Source organism: Cohnella sp. LGH (assembly GCF_017671885.1).
GTDB classification, from domain to species: domain Bacteria; phylum Bacillota; class Bacilli; order Paenibacillales; family Paenibacillaceae; genus Cohnella; species Cohnella phaseoli.
In genome coordinates this window covers 349383-367255 of the sequence record NZ_CP072117.1, presented here as the reverse complement: position 1 = coordinate 367255, position 17873 = coordinate 349383, and the positions used below count along the sequence as shown (strand labels likewise).

Genomic DNA, 17873 nt, shown 5'->3' with positions numbered 1-17873 from the left:
GAGCCGCAGCAGATTTTCTCTGCAGGGCTCCCGGCTGTGTCGTTGCGCGGGTGCGGACCTACTTATGACGCAATACTTTGTGGACGATCGCCGCCAATGCGCCGCCGACTAGCGGGGCTACTAAGAACACCCAGACCTGCTCCAAGGCAGTGCCGCCCAATAGGACGGCCGGAGCCAAACTGCGAGCGGGGTTAACCGATGTTCCGGTCAACGCGATGCCCAAAATGTGCACGAACGCCAGCGTAAGACCGATCACCAGTCCCGCTACTTTGCCGTTGCTCTCCTCCGAGGTGACGCCGAAGATCGTGAACACGAAGACAAAAGTCAGAATGATTTCCACGATGATCGCCATCGCAAGCGAGATCCCCATGCCGTAGCCTTCTCCGAAGCCGTTCGCGCCTAAATTGACAACGGCTGAGCCCGTCGAATCGATGATCGCGTACAGCACCGCCGCGCCGGCCAATCCTCCGGCAATCTGACAGACCACGTACAGAATGAAATCTGTGCCGGACAGCTTGCGCCTGATCAGCATAGCGAAGGATACTGCCGGGTTAATGTGACAGCCCGAAATCGGACCGATGACATACGCCATCGCCACAATCGACAATCCGAACGCCAGAGCGATCCCTAGATTGCCCAGATTCCCTCCGGCCGTCGCGGCACTGCCGCAGCCAAACAACACGAGCACAAAGGTGCCGATAAACTCCGCCAATCCTTTTTTCGCAGATAAACCCATACTCATCCTCCATTATCCCTTGTAAATTCCTTCAAAATAATACCTATTCAGTATAGCTTCCGAATTTGAATCATTTCTGAACGGAACCGGGATGAATGTTTCTGGCACAAAGTATAAACCGCTGTTGTTGCCTGTTCGATTTGTTTGTGGGGGGTGTACGCATGTCTGCCATGTAGATTTTAAGCAGAATCTCCGCTTTAAAATCGCTGCAGTATCCTTTTTGAGAGATTTAAAGCGGATGTTCCGCCTTATTTTCCGCGATTGCCCACTATTGGAAAAATTAAATCGGTTTTTCCTCTCTATATCGGCCGCATCGACCCATTCGACAAAATTAGCGCGGGATTTCCGCCTAAAATAGTTCCGCCCTTCCCCCTGAAATGAGATATCCCCCGAGCGTTGCGCCCAATAGAGAAAAGGAAATGGTTTTGTCCGCTGCCTACAGCCGGCAAAACCATTCCTTATGCAAGGGTCGTTTATTCATTTGTCTAGCCTACTCCAAACTCGCAACGCTCACGGATTTCCCTTCCGTTGAGTGCCATACGACGATTTCTCGGTCCGACGTCCACATGATCGGCTCGCCGGTGCCAAGCCGCGTAAGCTTGTCGCTATCGAGATCGATCAGATAGCTCCCCATCCCTGCCAGCCAAACGGCGTAAAATCGAGCATGCTCGTCGTGCGGATCGGGAAGCGTACGCAAGAGCTGCGTGGAAGCCTCCTCGCCTAACTCCGATTTCAGTAAAGCCAACGCTTCCTCCGGCAGAACCGGCGCCTCCTCCTTGGACTGCAGCCCTTGGCGATAATGATACAGCGCTTTGCCTCTGGCGGAAGGGAAATCCGAGGTTCCGAATAGAGGAACCGCCACCGTATCTTGATCGGTCCATTCTATGGGATAAATCAAGTGCCAGCCATTACTGTGCCCGATATACGCCGCTTTGGGGAATGTCGACTCCACCTTGTCCTGCGCATCCACGATCGTAAGATCGGCAGAGGGGCCGAGGTCGGAATCCGAGTCCGCCAAGACAGCGATATGCTTCCCGTCAGGGGATGCGGCCATGCCGTAAATGGGACTTTTCGACTCGTAAATCGACTGCTTTGTTCCATCGGACGGATTTACGCGAAAGACCGTTTTTAACCCTTTGGCGACATAGAACTCCACTTCCTCTGGCTCCGCAAACGAATAGATCGCGCCGACCCCTTCGTCGCTGTAGCTCCCCTCGTTGAGGTTGCTCCATTCCTGCACGGTAACATCTCCAATTTCCCTGCTTTCCGGGAAAAACCGATACACGATGCCGTTTCGATTATAAATCAAAATTTCCCGGTCGAGGGCTTCGGAATACGGCTGAGTCTGGATCAGCGCAGCCGCATCGAAGCCGTGCTCATGCACGGTTCGTCCGGCGGTATCGACCCAGCGCAGCCCGCTCCATGCCCGGCCTTGCCGAATCGTCACTTGGCCGTCGTCTTGCGAAGAATGAACGGAGAATCGCTCTCCGTCCATGCTTTTAACCTCGTTCAGCAGCAGTTGAATTTCGGCTCCTTCCGGCAAATCCGGGAACAGAACGACGATTCGGCGCAAATCCGGCATCTTGTAATCCGGCTTCGCAAAGCTCGCGGCATCCGAACGCAGCAGCAGCGAGGCTTGTACTGCATCCCGGACAGACTGCAGATCGATATCGCGATTAGCACTCAGGATAACCCTGTCGCTGTCTTCATCGACGGTAACGTTGAGCTCTGGCTCCGCCTTCTTCGCGGACGGATCGAGCAGCAGTTGCATCCATTCCATGCTCAGTCCCCAAGCTCTCCCGCTCTCTTCGCCAGGGAGCGAAGCATACAGCTTGACGCTGACCCCCCAACCGTTCGTCTTCCCCATATCCTGAATGGCAAATGTCCGATTCTGCTTAACCCCGCGAACCACCAACTCGTAGCCTTCGCCCGACTCCTCCGGATCGCCGATATAGGAAGGACGCGCGTTTTTGATTCCCTGCAGCAAGCGCTGAAGAACAACACCCTCCCTATGCTCTCGCAGCATGCCGCCATCGCGATTCAGCACAGCCATCGATACGACGTCTTCCGGCAACGGAATCGGCACTCGATCGTTGTTCGCCTTCTGCGGCTTGATCGGACTGCACGCCGACAAGGTCGCCACAACCATCAAAAGCAGCAAAATCCCTCTCCGCGCCATGCCACCTAGCCCCCTGTAAGTAACCGATGCTTCTTCGCTAACTTAGACGAGGGAAGCGCCCGGAACGTTGCGACTCAGCAGCCCGGTCACCAGGTTAAAGCTCCATTCCCTTGTTTCTGCAACGGTTCTTTAGTCGGCGATTAGATCTCCTCTACCGATCCATCCGGGTACGGTTGGCGTCTCACGATCTATGCTATAATGGAAATAAGAGTATTCTCCGAATGGAGGAAAGACGATGAAGATGCCGTTAGAACAATCCAAGCTGACTTATCGGCAATATTTGCGGTGGCCGGAAGGCGCGCGGATTGAGTTGATCGATGGGAACGTCTACAATATGACCCCTGCACCTTCTCGGATGCATCAAAAAATACTTATGGCGTTAAGTTCCCGGTTTGAAGCCCATCTTCGCGGTAAAACTTGCGAAGTTTACCCCGCTCCCTTTGACGTTCGTCTACCGAAGCCCGGCGTGGCGGATGAAGATACCGATACGGTCGTACAGCCGGATATTACGGTTGTGTGCGATGTATCCAAGCTAGACGATCGAGGCTGCAAGGGTGCGCCGGATCTTGTTGTCGAAATTATTTCGCCAGGCAGCCTCAAGCTGGACATCTCGACGAAAAAGTCGCTTTACGAATCCTCCGGGATAAAAGAATACTGGATTGTGTACCCTTCGGAAATGATCGTTACGATATATACGCTATCGGCAAGCGGCAAGTATGAGTTGCTCGAATCCTATAGCGTGGACGACGTGATTCCCGTTTCGATCTTCCCGGACTTCGTCATTCATGCGAACGAAATATGGGCCTAACGGAGGCAATTACGTAAGTTGGACCTGAATACCGGGCTTACTTGATCCACCTTCAATTCACAAAGAACCCGTCCGGTTTTCCATCTCATACAACTCCGAATCAAGATCTCGCAAATACGGCGTCACCTCTCCAAGCGAATACAATCTAAGTTGGTGCATGGCGCGGGTGCAGGCGGTATAGAACAGCTTGCGCTCGCTCTCTCGGCCGTAAACCTGGGCGGAAGCATCGTAGATGAGCACAGCATCGAACTCGACGCCTTTTGCCAGATATGCGGGAATAACCGCAATCCCTTTCTCGAACGTCAGCGTCTCTTTCGTGACGAGCCGCAGCGCTTCTCCTCCTTGTTCCGTCAAAGCATCGTACGCTTCACGGGCCTCGGCCGCCGTTTTCGTAATCACCGCAATCGAATCGAAACCCTCGGCCTGCAGCACGGCAAGATCCGCAAAGATTCGCTCATCCCGCTCCTTCCCGTCGCCCAACTTCAACAGGCGCGGCTTGCCTCCGTACCTCTCGAACGGGACGATCTCCTCCCCGCCGGGCAGCATCCCCTTCGTAAACGCCACAATTTCCTGAGTGGAGCGATAGCTCCGAACAAGCCGAATCAGATTCGTTTCTTCATGGCCGTACAGACGAACAAGCGGCGAGTCTTCCTCATGCAAACTGGTCGCCTGCACAAAGATCGCCTGGCCGAAATCGCCCAGTACCGTCATGCGAGCGCGCGGAAACAATCGTTTCAGAAAAGCATATTGGAACGGCGAATAATCCTGTCCTTCATCTACAAAAACATGCCGCACATCGGTATTTCTCCTCACGCCTTCCACAAGCTCCCTCATGTACAGGAAAGGAGTCGCATCCTCGTACAGCAGCTCAAGCCGCTCCAGCTTTGCCCGCGTCTGCCTGCCGATTTCCGTCCAATGCTCGGGTACCTCCGTTCCGCCGGTCATCCGGCGATAATCCGCCTTCTCGCCAAACAGTTGGCCGTACAGCCCAATCAAGTCCACGAACTTGAATCGCTTCACCTCCTGCCGCAGCGGACGGAAGCTCTCTTTCACGATCATGCGGCGAAGCAGTTCCTCCTCCTGTCCGGCGAAATCGAATACATTTTCCTCGCCTTGTTCCCGGCCGCGAAGCTCTCCATACTCCTCAACGTACTCTCGTGTAAAATCGAATACCACTTCTTCCCGCTGAACCTTTTTGAGCAGAGTTCTGTAGGCTTCGTCGTATTGATCGTTGTCGAGATAATCAAGCTCGTCTTGAACCCAGGTCGCCGCGCACTCCTCGCTCTCCAGAGCTTTAAGCTCCTTCAGCAGCCAATCCTTCAGCAGCGCAACGCGATTGTCCAGTCGAACCGAACTGTCGTAGCTGAAAAACTGCGTTTCCATCCGCTGCGCCGTAATCAGCACCCGATCTCTGAAGCGAATATCGCAAAACCTCATGCCCTCCCGGCATAGCCATGCCGCGTAGCCTTGGAGCGCCAGCAGATACGCCTCCGACGCCTTGTAGCGGATCCCTTGCATACGCGCTTCGTTTTCCGTTGTCGGCGCCGCTGTGAGCACGTCTTCAAGTTGGTCAAACGGACTTTCCGGGCGCATGTCGGGCTCAAGCCAGTAAGCAAGGTATTCTTGGAACGTCGTCTGCTGAATATTCTCCTCGCCAAGCTCGGGGAGAACCGTAGACACATAACTGTTGAACATCGGATTAGGCGAAAACAACACGATCTGATCCGCCGCAAGTCGGTTGCGGTGTCGATACAGCAAGTAGGCTGCACGCTGCATCGCAGCGGATGTTTTGCCACTGCCGGCTGCGCCTTGTACGATGAGCATCCGGCTTTTATCGTCCCTTATTATCGCGTTCTGCTCCTTCTGGATCGTCGCCACAATGCTCTTCATTTGCGTATCTGCGCCTTGGCCGAGCGCCTGCTGAAGCAGCTCGTCTCCAATCGTTATGCTGGTATCGAAAACATTGCGAAGCTGTCCGTCGCGAATCTGGTATTGACGCTTTAACCGCATTTCTCCTGTGAGGAGACCGCCAGGCGTGGCATACGCGACCCTTCCTGGAGAATAGTCGTAGTATAAGCTGGCAATCGGCGTTCTCCAATCGTAGACCAGGAAGCTCATCCCGTCCTCATCGGCGAAGGACGACACACCGATATAGATTGATTCGTTGAAACCCGTGCCATCCTCTTCAAAATCAATACGACCGAAGAAGGGAGAAGGCAATAGTCGCTTCATATTGTTCCACTGCCGCAAACGCAGGCGATGGCTACGCTCGCGCTCGGACAACAGCGCCTCTTGCTGCCTGATGCTATAGAAGGTTTCTTCGAAGTCCTCATGCGTGCTTGTGTTGACCGTCACTTCTTCCCAGAACCGTCTGCGGATGTCCGTCACCTGATTGCGTAACCCGGTCACCTCAGGTTCCATATCGGCGATTCTCAGCTTCAGTTGCTCCGTGACCCGCTCAAGCCATTCCTGCTCTTGCTTCCAATCGTTCGCATTGATCATCGTTTCGAACACGCTCCTTTTGCGGTCTTGGGCAGTGTAAAAAACACATTTGACAAACAGCTAGCCGGCATGATAAGATAATAGTGTAGATAAAATGCAATAGCTATGTTGATCAAGCGGAAACAGGCGCATGGATTTTCTAAGCATACCACACGAGCGAATGCATGTAAATTGTTTTTATATATAGGGAAGCAACCGACAGTTGTCGGTTGCTTTTTTCTATAGATGATCCATACGCGTACACAAACTCGAAGCAATCCCGCAACACCTCTCGAACTGATTGTCTTTGGAACTCAACTAGCCTCTTACACGCGCAAATCCGAGTACTCGACCTCCTCTTGAGGTCCAGCAGGCCGTTACGGGAGCATGTAGATATACGTCAATTGGTCCGCCGCGTTTTTTATTGAACTTATACCGGAGAAACCGCGAGCAGTACCCCGAGCCCCTGCCTTATCCATTCCCTTATTGCCAACCGCTCGCTTTGGACATACTTAAGAGAAGTTTTTTATGTAAATACGTAGGATTGGACAACCCGATCAAGAATTACTTAGCGAGGTCAAATTGCAGGAGGGATTGTGTGAGCAGATTAGTGCATTTCGAAATTCATGTAAATGACATGGAGCGTGCCAAGCAGTTTTATGGCGAGGTATTTGGATGGACGTTCGAGGATTGGAGCGAGTACGCCGGTATGCCCTACTTCGGCGCCACGACAGGGCCTGCGGATGAACTGGGAGTCAACGGAGCCTTGGTTCAGCGTCGAGGCCCAGCCCCCGAACCTGGTCAGCCATTGAGCGGTTACGCATGTACGATGGGCGTAGGAAATTACGATGAGACTGAAGCGAAAATCGTTAGCCTAGGAGGCCAGATCGCCTTGCCGAAGTATGCGCTGCCCGGCATGGCGTGGCAGGGGTATTACCTTGATCCGGAAGGCAACGTTTTCGGCATTCACCAGCCGGACAAGTCGGCTAAGTAACCGGTCTTCGCTCTCAACAAACGGTGTCCTATAAGCAACCTTCAATTTTCTCTGAAAGATATCGATGATAAAAGCACAAGGGGATGTACTCTATACGCTCCTGAAACTTGAATGGGGAAACCCGTTGCAATGTGATTTCAGGAGCGTATAAGGCAGTCTGCGGGCAATACTTCCGGATAATTACCTATAGTTATCCGCATAATCTATTGAGTCGCTTTAGTGCCACACGATACAACCCATGGAATTTTGTCTATTTGTACGATTTTCCGGACAAACGTTGGCGGCTTAAGTCTGATTCGACCCACTTTGTACGATTTTTCGAACAAATGTGCGCCGTTCAACCCTGATTCGAGCTACTTTGTACGATTTTCCGAACAAAAGTCCGCGGCTTAACCCCGATTCGAACTGGGTGTATGACCCTCCGACTAACTTCCCTCGCAGAGGTATCTGCGTAGGGCGTAAACTCATGTGTGCGAATAGGCCCGCCGAATCCTCAACAGGATTTTAGCGCTTCATAGCGAGAAAGCGCAGCCCCGCAAGTCGACCTCTGCGACACCGTCACATCGCTTATTTCACTCCCGATATGCAGCAAGCAGCTTATCAGCCGGAATCGGCCTGGAGAAGTAGAACCCCTGTGCCGTATCGCATCCCCACAAGCGCAGCATCTCCACTTGTTCGACGGCCTCCATGCCTTCGGCAACCACTTGAATTTGCAGATTGTGAGCCATCGTAATCATCGCTTTGACGAGGTTTTCGCTTTTCTTGTGCTCCATCATCTGCAGAATAAACGAGCGGTCGATTTTCAGCTTGTCGATGCTGACCTGGCTCAGTTGGCTAAGCGAGCTGTAACCGGTACCGAAATCGTCGATGCTGACCTGCACGCCAAGCGGTTTCAGCTTCTGCAAAACCTGCTCCAAACGGGCCGAGTCCGCTGCGCAGCTCTCGGTAATTTCCAGCTCCAGCAATTCGGCCGGCATGCCGGACAGCTCCAAAGCGCGAATCACCTTGTCCGTAAACGCTTCTTCCTGGAACTGGCATATCGCGACATTGACCGATACGGTCATTGACCGCAGCCCTTGCTTCTGCCAGTCCATGTTCTGGCGGCAAGCCTCCTGCAAAATCCACTCGCCGATCGGAATCATCAAGCTGCTGGTTTCTGCGGTCGGGATAAAATAGGCCGGCGACAGCATGCCTTTAGCCGGGTGGTTCATGCGAATGAGCGCTTCCGTTCCGCGAATAGCCCCGGTGCGAAGATCGATCTGCGGTTGATAATGCAGCTCGAACCAGCCGTGCTCCAGCGCCTTATGCAGCTCGTCGATAATCGTAAGCCGATTGACCGACAATTGCTCCATCTGCGGCTTGAACATGACCGCGCAATTGCGTTGGAGCTTCGCATGGTGCAAAGCGATATCGGCCGACTTGAGCAGCTTCTGTGCCGTTGTCCCGCGTTCCGTGAAATAGGCCATTCCAATGCTGCAGGTGGAATGGATCGGCGTATCCATCAACAGGAACGGCACCCTGAACTTCGACAAGATGCGCTCGCTCCAGCGGATCAATTCGTCCTGATTTTCCACATCGAGCAGAATAAACATAAACTCGTCGCCGCTCATGCGAATGACGATACGGCGTTCACTCGTATACTCATCCAACCGCTTCGCTATTTCCTGCAGCATCAAGTCTCCGAGCTGATGCCCGAAGGAATCGTTGACATGCTTGAAATCGTCGAAGTCGATAAACATCAAACCGACGGAATACCCGTCCTCTTCGCATTGCTGCATCAGACGGAGCGCATGATGATCGAACCAGCGCCGATTCGGCAAGCCGGTCAGCTCGTCGTGATAGGCCCAATGCTCAATATCGCGCTCATACTTCTTCCGCGCGGTAACGTCGCGAATGAGCGCCAGGATGGCCTGTTCGCCTTCATACGGAATGGCAACGCCGGTTACTTCAACATCGAGAATCTCGTTCTCTGAATTACGAATTCGAATTTCAGTAGGCGAGGTTTGGTTCCCTTCCTTGATCATATACTCGATACGTTGCTTCAGGGCGTCCCAGTATTCCGGCAACACGAACCCGAAAATCGATTTTCCGATCGCCTGATCTCTGGTCCCCTTAAGCATATTAAGCCCTCGGTTATTAACGAAGCGGATTCGGGCATCCTGCGTGTAGATAATTACGGGATCGAACGAAAGATCCGTTAACCGCGCATAGCGAGAAGCCAACTCCTGAAGCCGCTGCAGCTCCTCCATCATACACCTCCGTTGCCAGCTGAATTTTCTCGGCCATTTACAGGCTGCCGTCTTGGGGCTTTGTCCGAAAATATGGAATTCATCTTCGATATAGAATCATTCGACAAGGAATCGACAAATTCCTTTGCCTGTCGACAATCGAAAATCTACTTCCGAGCCGTAATCATAAATCGCTTGGCATTGGTCCGGATTCCTCGACTCGTCCGATACTTGGCGATAAAGCCGTGCAGCGCGGCAAAATCTCCGTCCACCCGGCCGAAATTCGGGACGATTGGCGTGTGCTTCAGCAGAAACACAAGGTCTTCCGCCGTTTCGTAATATTCCGCAGCATCGTATTCCAAGGTATGAATCTCTCGAAACCCGGCTTCCGTAAGTTCGTTAACATACCGATCCCGCAAAGTACCGTCTTTAGCTGCAGTCTGTCGTCTCCCGAAGGCTTCTCCCAGATTGCTCTTATCCCCTTCGCTCACCTGTTGGGTCAGGAAAACGCCGCCCGGCTTCAGCACTCTGGCCGCTTCCGCAGCGCAGAAAGCCGCATGCCGGCAAGACACGACGTCGAAAAAGCCATCCGGAAACTCGATTCGATCCGCATCCATTCGCAGCATTCGCACATTCGCTTTGCCCGCAGCCACCGCATTAGCTTGCGCGGTTCGGACCATTCCGTCCGCGTTATCGATCCCCACTAACAGGGAGGCCGCATCGCTTAACGAAAGTAGCTGTTCGCCGCCGCCCGTGCCTATATCCAGTAAAAGATCCGACTTGCCGCACCTCTTCGCCACTTCGTTATAGAAATTCCATTTTACTCCCTCAGATACGCATTTCACGCGGCTGAAGTCCCAACCATTTTCCGCACCGACACGATTATAAAAAGCTTTATACTGCGTTTCGTCCATATAGTAATCTCATTCCTCTCCAAGGATAAATAAAGAGCCAAAGAAGGCTGAAGCTGCCGAACATAGAGCACAAGAGAATACACCTGTCCCATTCGCGCAACTTATGGCGTCCTTTGGCTACTATCGCATGCAATGACAGGCCGACACGCGGCTGACCCAGCCCGAGAACTAATGACTTCGAACGATTTGGTTGAGCATTCGCTTCACCTCATTGGAAAGATCGCGTCAATTGGAGGATCGTCGCTCAAACGCCGCAGTAAAGCAGAATCGCCTGTTGAACGCAAACCAGGTTCTTCTTGAAGTCGTAGCCGACAAAATAATCCGAGGCCAACGCCTCTGCGCTTACTTCCTCGCCTCTGTAAAAAGGCGGACAAGGGTTCAGCAAGGCGCCCGGTCGCGCCTTGGTCATTCGCTCCAAGGTCACTTGATAGTCGCGAAGATGCTCTTCCGTTCGGAAACCCTCAGGCCATGAATCCGTCAGCACAACGTCGCTGTTCGGCAGCGCCTCCTCCAATTCCGTGTAGAAAGAGTAATTAGGCGATTGCTCCCCCAACTGATGACCTTGCGCGCTGACGTGGTTAAATTTTAAATTCATAACCTTGGCGATCGCCGCCCACGATTTACCGATGTTTCCGGCCGGGCCAACGAACGTATACGTCAGCTCCCGATAATTCTCCTTGCGCTCGCGGATCGAGTACAGATCCGCCAAAATCTCGCAGGGGTGATTTTCGGATGTCATCGCGTTAATGACCGGAATCGCCGAGTGCTTGGCAAGCTCTGTGATTTTGGCGAAGCTCGCATGTCTGATCACGATGCCGTCCGCCCAGTTCTCCATATATTTTGCGATGTCCGACAGTCGCTCTTTTCGATCGAGAGCTTCGGGCGGAAAGAGAATACACTTTCCTCCCAAGCTTCTGATCCCTTTCTCGAACGTGATCCGGGTTCTTAAGCTCTTCTCGGGAAAGAAAAGAACAATCGTTTTGCCCGCAAGTCGCTTGTCCTCTTGATTTCGCTGTAGTGCTTCGGCAAGTCTGAAAATACCCGCTATATCAGTAGACGACAGCTGATCCAAGTCTAATAAGTGCATCCCTGTTGTCCCCCCTTAAAATCGTAAAGCGACGAACCAGCCCTAACATCTGTCATCGCAGTTCCGACGAGTGGTCGAAGTTTTGCACAAAAGGCGACCGTCCCTACTCTTCAGGAACGATCGCCTGCCTTGCGCTTGGCCTTAACGATACTGCGCTATTCTACTGGAATGAAGCCGAGAAATAGGCCGCGTAGGTCCAGCTATTAGCTTGGAAGGTTACTTTCAGGAAATTTTCCTCGTACTAATAATTGTAAATTAAAACGTTTTATTTGTAAATTATGTATTTTATTTATTCGGGTTGAATCGCCGGAATGACGTAATCGAGAATGAGTTTATCGGAGATAGAATCGTCTTTGGACTCATGATCGGAGGTAACAACGATTACAGTATCCCACTGCGGAATGATCTGAATGTGCTGTCCGCCGTAGCCGCTCGCCTCATAGACCGATACCGGATTGCCCGACTTGTCCTTGAACTCGGACAACCAGAACAGGTAACCGTAGCCGTACGTCTCCTCGGCAGTGACGTACCGAGTGAACGATTCCTCGACCCAGCTCTCGGACACGATCTGATCCCCTTGCCATTTCCCTTTCTGCAAGTACAAATAACCGAGCTTCGCCATGTCGCGGGGCCGTAGAGATAGCAACGTTCCTCCGTTGTAATAGCCCTGCAAGTCCGTGCTCCACTCGAATTCGGTAATATTCAGCGGTTCGAACAAGTATTTCTTGGCGAATTGCTTGGTCGTCATATGGGATGCCTTGGTCAAAGCGATAGAAAGCAGATGAACCATTCCGGTGTTATAAATAAACGTTTCTCCAGGCTCGTTCACCATCGGTTTAGCCAACGTGTCGGCTCCCAGATCCAAGCTAGAGAACATGTTCTCGTCATTCGACTCCAGCCCGACCGTTAATGTCAGCGCGTGCTTGACGGTAATCTGTTTTTTGCGTTCATCGTCCACGTTGGCGAACAAATCGGGCAGCAGCTCCGACAGCTTCTGGTCCACGCCTTTCATATAGCCTTTGTCGATGGCAATGCCGACAAGCGCCGAAGTGACGCTCTTGACGACCGAGAACACTCCGGTCGGGTCGTCCTTGCCCTTATGTTGATAATAGCGCTCGTACACGAGACGACCGTCCTTGACGATTAGCACGCTGAGCGTCTTCTTATGCTTCGTTGCGACGGCTTCATCGATCTTCTGCAGCTTGGCCTCGTCGATTCCCGCTTCGGCCGGCTTCGCTTCCGGCCATTCGAAAGGCCCGTCGACTGCAATGGGATCAGACGAGACTGATGTCGGAGTCGGAGTTGACGAAGCCGCGGGGATAGCGTTCTCCGTCTTGCCGCAACCGGTGACAAAAATAAACAGGCTAAGCAGGCCGATTATAAATTTTCTCCGCACATCCCGACTCATCCGTTCATCCTCCTAATGGCAGCGGACCGCATTAACCATAAACTACCACAAGGAATTTTCGTTAGGAAGTAGACTGGATATATTTGCCCCCTAACCATCCGAATATATCCTACTCGTGCAGCTCTCCCTCAAGAGCCTTGATGAGATAAAGCTCGGGCTGGGCGATAAACTCGGCAAAGCTGCATAGATCCGCATAAGTCTGATGCTCCACATCATAGCAGCCGATCTGCCCCTTCTTCTTCGGATTCCACACCAGCTGCAGATGGGAGTAGTTGTCGATGTCCGCGGACAGACGCAGCAGCTTTTGACGACCCGCCTTCATCTCGATCGTATCGGTCAAAGTAAAAAAGTCGATAAATCCGATGGCATACTCGTTGGTCGGCAGTTCTATGCGCAGCTTGTCCCCTGTCAGGAAAGCGATAAGTCCGTCAGGCAGCTTATACTTCCTGAGCTCGTACTTCTTGTTCTCCAAATCGTGAAATTCGGCGGGCTCCAGCGCTTTCAAATAATCGGCCAGCTCCTTGTTTTTATTGCCGACCGCAATCGTGTAGGGGCGCTCGCCGTCTTTTTCCGCCAGGGTCGCGTCCGCTCCGCGCTCGATTAAGTATTTGACTATAGCGACGTGTCCCATGCGCGTAGCCACAGTCAGCGGCGTGGCCCGGTAAGGATACACCATGTCCGGCTCATTATAGTTAATGTCCGCCCCGTGATCCAGTAGATAGGATATCGTATTCCTATCATAATTGGACACGGCTTGCCGCAAAACGGGACCGCCATGCTGTCTTATTTCAAGCCCAAGCTCCTGAATGAGCGGGATATTCTTTTTATTGCCATAATAAGCTTGCGAATAAGCGCCCGATCCGACGCGATTCAGCTTATCCATCTTGGCGCCTTGCGCCGCGACATAGCGAACGATGTTTTCCTTGCAGTAGCGAACGGCCCGCAAAAAGGCCGGATTATGAGGGACGTTCAGATTCGCGCCGTGCTCGACCAGCAGCTTTACCGCGTCCAGTCTTTCGGAGATCAGCGCCAGATCCAGCGGGCTTAGCGATACGTGCCGGCTAAGCGGGATATCCGCCTCCAAATCCCAACCGGCCGCAATCGCTTCCTGTAGCGCCGGGATATTGCCTGTATGAATGTGCATCGCCATTTCGGGTAGTTCCTCGAACTTTCCGATGTCTTTCAAAACGATCATGATCTTTTCCCCTCTCTCCCTATGATTCGACTGCTCTTATCGCACAAGCTCAAAGCCGATCTCCTCGTCTTCGTCCGCAGCATCCTGAAAAAGCTCTATGATCGCGGAGTAGCGTTCCTCGCGCTCGGAATCGACGAACCATCTGATCTGCAGCGGCTTCGGCAAATAACCGGTGACGCAATCCCATAGCGCATCCAAGTTGCGGCCATACCATTCAGGCAAGCCGAGCTCTTCCTTCAGCCATTCATGAACGTCCTCGCAACGATCCGCTTCCGATTGTCTCAGCTCCACCGATACTATCATTCCGACACGCTCCCCTCCTTCGTGATATCCGTAAACGACTTATAATGATCCGTAGTCATATAAATCAAACCGTCACTGGAATACAAAATGCGGTCCGCCCCGCGCGTTCCTTGCTCGTAGTTGATATCCGCCTCATACCAAACCCGGCCCTTGGCCTTCGGCAGAAGCCCCTCCCGATTGCCGAACCGGTCTCCCCCAATGCTTTTGCCTGGGGCGACCTTATGTAAATTCCCTTTGGAGGGAACCCAGCCGAGCGCCTCCGCCTCCTTCTTGGTTAAGAAATTATCCGGAAGTCCGTGATGAAGACGGATATAATCGGACACCTCCTTGAATCCGGTCAGCGGGGCTGAAGATGGCTCCTCCCCAATCTCGGAGGCGATTGGTGAAGGAGACGACTCGGCCGTGGAAGAGGGAGCCTCGATAAGGCTTGCGCATCCCGTCAGCAGCATGCCCAGAATGACAACCATCGCAGCTATCCATAAGCGTGTACGGTTGCCGATGTGTCGTAAAAGTGTAAGCATTAGTTATCCTCATTTCCGTTGACGAACGCATCTGCTCAGTTGAGAGATTCCTCATACGCATTCATAGAATGTTCTATTATCGTAATTAGTGTACCAAAAACTGCATCGTCCCGCGATCAATCGCCTTAAGCCGACTTAGTCGAGGCCATCGGTTCAATTTTACGAATCTTGTCATATTACGTAAGCGTTTTTTTTGATATTGTGGAGTTAGCGTACTCAGACAGGAAGGGCGCGGCGCGGCCGGGTAGAATTAATTATGAAGGATGAGGGGGATTGCGATGTACTTCTACTTGATTATTGCCGCAGCGCTCATTATCGACATTGTGACCAAGCTCGCAATCCGCATGCAGCTGGAGCTTGGAGAAACGGCGGAAATTCCGGGGATCGGCATGCGGCTGATCCATCTCGTCAACACAGGCTCGACCGGCAATCTGTTCCACGGCTGGGGAAGAGCTCTTGCCGTTCTCGTTCTTTTACTCGCGGTGGCAGCAATCTACTTGCGGCGGAGAGGGAAGCTCGGCGGAACATTCGTACAAGTATGCATAGCACTCATCATCGGCGGGGCGCTTGGCAACGCCATCGATCGACTTCTGTACAATCAAGTGACGGACTTCCTCTTCTTCTCCGAGATGGCAACGATGAATTTTGCCGATATTTGGGTGTTCGCGGGGGTTCTGCTGCTGATCGTTCAACAGATCGTTCGCACATTTCGCAGCTAGTGCCGAAGCTTGCTCCGGCGAACCGCAAGACTCAGTTAGTCTTGACAGGCACGCAATGATCTTCTATGATTCACGTGATTAAGATGGGAGAATAGCTATTCGGATAGGAGTGCTAACCGTGGCGAAAATTCATAAACAACTGATGCATGAATTGGTGTCCCAGGAAATTCAAAAATATATCGAAGAGAAGCAACTGCAAGAAGGGGACAAGCTGCCCTCGGTAGAGGAAATGACAAGGATGTTCGGCGTCGGCCGCTCCTCGTTGCGCGAAGCGCTGAGGCACCTGGAAACGATTGAAATCGTAAAAGTCGTGAACGGCAAAGGCATTTTTGTAAGCGACGTCGGCACCTACCGCTTCGCGGGCAAAATCAAAGTGGAGAACGAGAAGCGTTTCCTGCTGTCGATTCTGGACGTGCGGCGAGCGCTCGAAGGCAAGGCGGTGGATCTGGCGGCCAAGCGAATTACCCCTCTTCAAACGGCGGAGCTTGAGGAAATTTTGCGCGAATACGACAAGCTGAAGGAAGCCGATCTCGACACCTCGAAAATCGATTTGGCGTTCCATCGCAGCGTCATGCGGGCCGCATCCAATCCGATTCTATTCAGCGTACTGGAGTCGATTTCCGGCATGTACGAGAAATTTTTCAATGAACCGCTTGGCGATAAGCGGTTGTTCGACGAAACCTATCCCTACCATCGCTCGATGTTTGAAGGTATTGCCGCGCGCGATCCCGAGCAGGCGGTGGCGGAATTCAACAAGATGATGAACCGGATTGAAGAAATTATTAGAACTTATTGACTCGTTTGCTTGCTGCCATTATTAATTTGACAAGTTTACGAATTTTTTGTTGACAGAGTTAAGCGCTTTCTTTTACACTTATACCTATCAGACAGGATGACTGTCCGATTGCTATGGATTGAGGTCGGTAAGTAAAAGAGGAGGCCAAAAGAGATGGCGGTAAAGAGAAAAACAAAAGTATTGTCTGGTACAGTTGCGGGGGTCATGCTCTTAAGCGTCTTAGCGGGCTGCGGCGGCGATAAAGCCAATAATGCCAGCAATAGCGGCGCAAGCGAAGGCGGCAAGGAAAAGCAAGTCAAGCTGCGGATGATCGAAAGCCTGACCAGTCCGGATCGGACGACTTACCTGAAGGGAATGATCACCCGGTTCGAATCGGAAAACCCGAACATCAAAGTTGAACTGGTCTCGCCTCCGTTCGATCAGGCCGACAACAAGATTAAGACCATGATGGCGGCCAAGCAGGAGCTCGACGTGCTTGAGGTACGGGATCTGACGGTATCCGAGTTCACCAACAACGGTTATATCGAGCCGCTGAACGATTATGTGACCAATTGGAGCGATTTCAGCACGGTCACCGATGTCGCCAAGTCGGTCGGCTCATTGGGAGACAAGCTGTACTTTATCCCTAACGGGATGTACCAACGTCAGCTGTTCTACCGCGCCGATTGGTTCAAGGAAGCCGGTCTTTCCGCGCCGACGAATTACGAAGAGCTTGTTGAAAGCGCGATCAAGCTGACCGATCCGAGCAAAAACCGTTACGGCTTCTCGTTCCGGGGAGGCTCGGGCGCCAACGGCGTTCCGGATACAATCATTCAAAACCACAACTTCGATAATATCGACCATGCCGATTCATACTTCCTGAAGGACGGCAAGACGATGTTCTCCACGCCGGAAGCTAAGCAGGCAGTGGAGCTCTACATCAAGCTGTTCAAGGAAGGCTCGCCGAAGGATTCGATCAACTGGGGCTTCTCCGAGCAGGTTCAAGCCTTCACATCCGGTGTAACCGCGATGATTCTGCAGGACCCTGACGTGATCCCGTCTCTGAAGGAGAAAATGGACATCAGCACGGTCGGCACCGCGCCAATGCCTAAAGGTCCTGGCGGCAAGTCGTTCGTATCCGCCGGCGGAGCAGGCTGGGGCATTACCAGCTACTCTACGAACAAAGAAGCGGCCTTCAAGCTGATCCAGTTCCTGTCCAGTCCAAAGGAAAATACCGATTTCGCGAAAGCGACCGGTCTTGTTCCTGTTCACACCAGCGCAAGCGAAGATCCGTTCTTCCAGGATGCCATGTACAAGTCGCTGTTGGAAATGGCAAGCAAGCCGGAGGAATACGTCAACCTGAAAGCCAACACGAAATATCCGGGTACGGGCAAATGGGGACAAGTCGCCATGGAAACCGGCCAATCGATGCTGCTTGGCAGCTCGTCCATTGAAGACACCTTGAAGAAGTGGGACGAATTCTGGGCCAACGAAAGAACGAATTTTAAGGACAAATAGTTCCCCG

15 protein-coding genes are annotated in these 17873 nt (G+C 52.5%); 5 read left to right on the top strand and 10 right to left on the bottom strand.

Annotation, left to right across the window (positions count from 1 at the left end):
- Positions 1-58 precede the first annotated feature (58 nt).
- The gene (locus J4772_RS01465) at positions 59-736 is read right to left on the bottom strand and encodes an MIP/aquaporin family protein (RefSeq protein ID WP_209073863.1); all 678 of its coding nucleotides are present in this window, start codon (positions 734-736) and stop codon (positions 59-61) included.
- A gap of 490 nt (positions 737-1226) precedes the next feature.
- Positions 1227-2915 carry a hypothetical protein gene (locus J4772_RS01460; RefSeq protein WP_209073862.1) on the bottom strand — a complete coding sequence of 563 codons (1689 nt, stop codon included), beginning with the start codon at positions 2913-2915 and terminating at the stop codon, positions 1227-1229.
- 235 nt (positions 2916-3150) lie between these two features.
- Here J4772_RS01460 and J4772_RS01455 point away from each other — a divergent pair, with 235 nt between their 5' ends.
- Positions 3151-3723 carry a Uma2 family endonuclease gene (locus J4772_RS01455; RefSeq protein WP_209073861.1) on the top strand — a complete coding sequence of 191 codons (573 nt, stop codon included), beginning with the start codon at positions 3151-3153 and terminating at the stop codon, positions 3721-3723.
- A 57-nt stretch (positions 3724-3780) separates the two neighbouring features.
- On the opposite strand, the gene helD is transcribed toward J4772_RS01455, so the two are convergent.
- Positions 3781-6225: an RNA polymerase recycling motor HelD gene (gene helD, locus J4772_RS01450; RefSeq protein ID WP_209073860.1), complete on the bottom strand. Its 2445-nt coding sequence runs from the start codon at positions 6223-6225 to the stop codon at positions 3781-3783.
- A 577-nt stretch (positions 6226-6802) separates the two neighbouring features.
- Here helD and J4772_RS01445 point away from each other — a divergent pair.
- The gene (locus J4772_RS01445) at positions 6803-7198 is read left to right on the top strand and encodes a VOC family protein (protein WP_116062356.1); all 396 of its coding nucleotides are present in this window, start codon (positions 6803-6805) and stop codon (positions 7196-7198) included.
- 572 nt (positions 7199-7770) lie between these two features.
- Here the strand turns inward: J4772_RS01445 and J4772_RS01440 are convergent.
- The 7 genes from J4772_RS01440 to J4772_RS01410 form a co-directional block, all read right to left on the bottom strand.
- Positions 7771-9450 (bottom strand): putative bifunctional diguanylate cyclase/phosphodiesterase, encoded by a 1680-nt coding sequence (locus J4772_RS01440; protein WP_209073859.1) that lies wholly within the window; start codon positions 9448-9450, stop codon positions 7771-7773.
- A gap of 143 nt (positions 9451-9593) precedes the next feature.
- Positions 9594-10340, bottom strand: a complete 747-nt coding sequence (locus J4772_RS01435; RefSeq protein ID WP_209073858.1) for a class I SAM-dependent methyltransferase — start codon at positions 10338-10340, stop codon at positions 9594-9596.
- Positions 10341-10584: 244 nt separating this feature from the next.
- Positions 10585-11427, bottom strand: a complete 843-nt coding sequence (locus tag J4772_RS01430) for an ornithine carbamoyltransferase (protein WP_209073857.1) — start codon at positions 11425-11427, stop codon at positions 10585-10587.
- A gap of 289 nt (positions 11428-11716) precedes the next feature.
- Positions 11717-12835 (bottom strand): serine hydrolase domain-containing protein, encoded by a 1119-nt coding sequence (locus J4772_RS01425; RefSeq protein WP_209073856.1) that lies wholly within the window; start codon positions 12833-12835, stop codon positions 11717-11719.
- Positions 12836-12944: 109 nt separating this feature from the next.
- Positions 12945-14030 carry an ankyrin repeat domain-containing protein gene (locus J4772_RS01420; protein ID WP_209073855.1) on the bottom strand — a complete coding sequence of 362 codons (1086 nt, stop codon included), beginning with the start codon at positions 14028-14030 and terminating at the stop codon, positions 12945-12947.
- Between the two features lie 36 nt (positions 14031-14066).
- Positions 14067-14333, bottom strand: coding sequence for a barstar family protein (locus tag J4772_RS01415; protein WP_209073854.1), 267 nt, complete (start codon positions 14331-14333; stop codon positions 14067-14069).
- Positions 14330-14854 (bottom strand): ribonuclease domain-containing protein, encoded by a 525-nt coding sequence (locus J4772_RS01410; RefSeq protein ID WP_247740974.1) that lies wholly within the window; start codon positions 14852-14854, stop codon positions 14330-14332. Before J4772_RS01410 ends, J4772_RS01415 begins: the two co-directional genes overlap by 4 nt.
- Before the next feature lie 278 nt (positions 14855-15132).
- Here J4772_RS01410 and J4772_RS01405 point away from each other — a divergent pair, with 278 nt between their 5' ends.
- The 3 genes from J4772_RS01405 (at position 15133) to J4772_RS01395 (ending at position 17866) form a co-directional block, all read left to right on the top strand.
- On the top strand, positions 15133-15573 hold the full coding sequence (locus tag J4772_RS01405; protein ID WP_209073853.1) for a signal peptidase II: 441 nt from the start codon (positions 15133-15135) through the stop codon (positions 15571-15573).
- A gap of 118 nt (positions 15574-15691) precedes the next feature.
- Positions 15692-16369 (top strand): FadR/GntR family transcriptional regulator, encoded by a 678-nt coding sequence (locus tag J4772_RS01400; RefSeq protein ID WP_246016606.1) that lies wholly within the window; start codon positions 15692-15694, stop codon positions 16367-16369.
- A 153-nt stretch (positions 16370-16522) separates the two neighbouring features.
- Positions 16523-17866: an ABC transporter substrate-binding protein gene (locus J4772_RS01395; RefSeq protein WP_246016607.1), complete on the top strand. Its 1344-nt coding sequence runs from the start codon at positions 16523-16525 to the stop codon at positions 17864-17866.
- The last annotated feature ends 7 nt before the right edge of the window (positions 17867-17873 follow it).